Consider the following 3,098-nt stretch of genomic DNA (forward strand, 5'->3'; position numbering starts at 1 on the left):
CTGGGTGTCGAGGTCTGGTCCGGTCGAGCTAACACGGGCGTATCCGATGATCATGTGCACTTTCCTCTAAGAGTGTTGGTGAACATCACTTAGTGGACGATAAGTGTACATGTCAAGCGGCATGTTCACAAAGGTATAGGTTTGTGGACGGAAAAGAATGGGTCGCCGCCGTAACGCGCGGAGCTAGGGGCCGATCAAGGGTGCCGAAAGGGTTTCTTTAGGGTGAGACCTAGGCGCACATGGTAGCGGCGCGCAGTGTCATCCCTCACGATCATGCGAGCTTCGGCAAGAGCGGCGCGCGCTCGAACCATGTTAACACGGGTCTCAACGAGGGTGTGGCGAAGCGCGCCGGATAAGACGATTTGGAAGCATGGGTCAGCGATCATCGGGCACCCTACACCCTTGTGTCCGACAAATACACCGATTGCCGGACAAGTGGCGAAACATAGCGCACCCTTCCGGCTACCTGTCGGCGCCCTTTGGCGCACCCTTGGCACCCTCCCAATGCATCGAAGGGATATCATATCCTTTGGCAAGCCTTGGATTGCATGGTGTTGCGCGTTGCATGTGGGGAATTGTGTGGGAGAACGCCCGCGATCACGCGCGCATCACGTCCCACGCGGGCGCGGATCAATGACGGCCGGGAGGCACCCCCACGGGGGGACGGCGCGCGTGCCAGTTGTCCGATCACCCGCTCACATTTTACTATCAAATATTCCGACCTCCTAATGGAACCAATTGTCTGACAATACGTTGAGCGCCGTTAAACGGAGCTTTTGTCACACAATAATTTAGGGGTTTAGGGGACAGCTTCATGGCCAAGCGCGACAAAGCCGGTCACAAGACCGTGGCCGACCACCTTCGTGAATCGATACGCAACGGGGACAATCGTCGAGACATACAGAAGGCCTTCGGCCTGACGGTTGACCCTGAGCTACCCCCAACACTAGCCTCGCTTCTTGATGCAATCGATCAAGCCCAAAAGGCTGCCACCCAAGAGGTCCCAGATGGCCCAGCAGCGGTACGACCTCAAGAAGGAACCGAATGGGACCTGGACGGTGTTCGACGTGTTCACCGGGCAGCCGGCTGAGCCTGATGGTCATCCAGCCACAGGTCTCGACATGGAGTATGCCGACGATCTGGTCGACCTTTTGAATGCTGCAGACCTGAAACGTAGGGTCGACCGAGGTGACTTCTGATGGCTCTCCATTGGTTCAACCCTCCGGTCTACGTGAGGTCCGATAGGGTCGGCATCACGGCAGGCATCAGTCACGTTGAGGGGGCGGCCGAGGAACTCATGAAGTGGCCCAGGAAGGGGCCGAAGTGGAACAAGGCGGTGCAGGCCTGCATCGACGCGTTCGAGGACCGGGCGTCACCAGAGGACGTTCGGCAAGCATTCGAGGAAGCTGCCGAGGAAGAAGGGATGTTGCGTCGTCAGTGACGCCAGACCTTGACCGCTGAAATCACCAAGATGGCAGCCAGCAGGGGCAGCAGCACACCGCTCGGCACAAATCCAAGCATCTGCCCGCCCAGGAACGTCCCGACAACCGAGCCGCAGGCCATGACCAATACGAACGCGATGTTGCGTCGGATGACTGAGAAGCTCTGGTCGCGGCTGTAGCGAGCGAACCCGACAATCATGGTCGGCAAGCTCACGGCAAGCGAGAGACTGCCGGCGAGCTTAATGTCGGCCCCGAACAACAGTATCAGCGTTGGGATCAGCAGTTCGCCACCAGCGACCCCGAGCAGCGCCGCAACGATGCCTATGATGAACCCAGCGAAGACCCCTGCGATCAACTGTGCTGGACCGCTGAGCAAGGCACTGTTGGCATGAGCGTTATGGCCGAACAACAGCACCCCTGCGATGAGGAAGAGTATGATCGAGATGGTCTTGTAGAGGGTCTCAGCTCGAAGGCGGGTCGCCCATCCGGCCCCGAGCCAGGCACCTATTAGGCTTCCAGCCAGGAGGTTCGCTATGATCGGCCAATGTGAAGCGATCTCCCCGAACGGGACTGTCTGAGCCCTGAACGGCAACGCGGTTGCCACCACGATCAGGCTCATGGCCTTGTTCAGGATCACGGCCTCCAGCGCACCAAAGTTGAACAGGCCGATCAGCAGCGGCAATCTGAACTCAGCGCCGCCGAGACCTACGAGACCGCCAAGCGCCCCGATAACCATTCCGCCTCCGAACGCGAGCGGCTTGCTGGGTGACGCCTGGGCGATTGGCAGCGGCTCATCGGTCATTGCGTTGTACTCCGTGGGAAACAACGCTGTAGGCCATCTTGGCTTGGACTACTAGGTACCTGATCCCCCTAAGCCACACCTGGGAGAACGTCAGGGGGGGCCTAGAGGGGAGCCTTGACGGAAGGCGATTAGGTCGTCGGTGTTCCAGATAGGCCTCTCCGAGGTGCAACTTTCCGCCCGGTGCGTACGCCTATTCACACCCAACCGCCTGCGCAGTATTGTAAGGCAGGCGTGAGGTATCGGATTGGAGACCGAGGACGACCTGAAGTCCCGTGTCGAGGCTGTGCTTACTCGCGGCCGTCTTACCCTATGGCAGCGGCAATTCCTGCTCGACATGCACGTCCGGCTGGCGAAGTACGGCCCACGCACACGGCTAAGCCCAAAGCAGTTTGCGAAGCTCTATGAGATAATAGGCTCCGCGCCATCGAGCAACTTCGAGCGGAGCCAAACAGCCCCATACCGTCCCACTTCGTCGCCGCATTGGGAGCCACGGCGACCAGGCAGCCGGGTCGCTAGGGAGGTGAGATACTTGGCGGCGCGGTTCACCAGAGCCTTCGGTTTCGCGCTGGCGCTGATCGTCGGTTCGCTGATCTACTCATACGTCGAGAAGGGCGAGCACATCTCTTGGCCCACCATGCCGTCCTTCGCGAGATCAGGCACGGGAGACCGGGCGCCGCTCGCAAGCTCGCAGTTCACTATCACCGACGGCGACACCATTCGCCTCAACGGTTCCGACAAGGGGACCCGGCTGGTGGGCTTCAATGCGCCTGAGAGCATCCAGCCGAGGTGCGACGCTGAGGCAGACCTTGGTCAGCGAGCAAAGGCGCGCCTCACAGAGTTGGTGGCTGCGGCGA

Annotated in this window: 3 protein-coding genes and 1 pseudogene; 3 read left to right on the top strand and 1 reads right to left on the bottom strand. The window is 60.0% G+C overall.

The genetic code is table 11. The features are described from left to right. The first annotated feature begins 1,007 nt into the window (after positions 1–1,007). Together EN884_RS30955 and EN884_RS30960 are read left to right on the top strand one after the other, a co-directional pair. Positions 1,008–1,199, top strand: coding sequence for a hypothetical protein (locus EN884_RS30955; protein ID WP_063170253.1), 192 nt, complete (start codon positions 1,008–1,010; stop codon positions 1,197–1,199). Beyond that, on the top strand, positions 1,199–1,441 hold the full coding sequence (locus EN884_RS30960; RefSeq protein ID WP_063168141.1) for a DUF982 domain-containing protein: 243 nt from the start codon (positions 1,199–1,201) through the stop codon (positions 1,439–1,441). The genes EN884_RS30955 and EN884_RS30960 overlap by 1 nt, the downstream gene beginning before the upstream one ends. On the opposite strand, the gene EN884_RS30965 is transcribed toward EN884_RS30960, so the two are convergent. Next, the gene (locus EN884_RS30965) at positions 1,435–2,244 is read right to left on the bottom strand and encodes a sulfite exporter TauE/SafE family protein (protein ID WP_063168140.1); all 810 of its coding nucleotides are present in this window, start codon (positions 2,242–2,244) and stop codon (positions 1,435–1,437) included. The genes EN884_RS30960 and EN884_RS30965 overlap by 7 nt on opposite strands. Positions 2,245–2,773: 529 nt before the next feature. Between EN884_RS30965 and EN884_RS39890 the strand changes: the two are divergent. Then, positions 2,774–3,098: pseudogene (locus EN884_RS39890) on the top strand (thermonuclease family protein); the annotation flags it as partial.

It is taken from the genome of Mesorhizobium sp. M7A.F.Ca.AU.001.01.1.1 (genome assembly GCF_004022735.1).
GTDB lineage: Bacteria > Pseudomonadota > Alphaproteobacteria > Rhizobiales > Rhizobiaceae > Mesorhizobium > Mesorhizobium ciceri.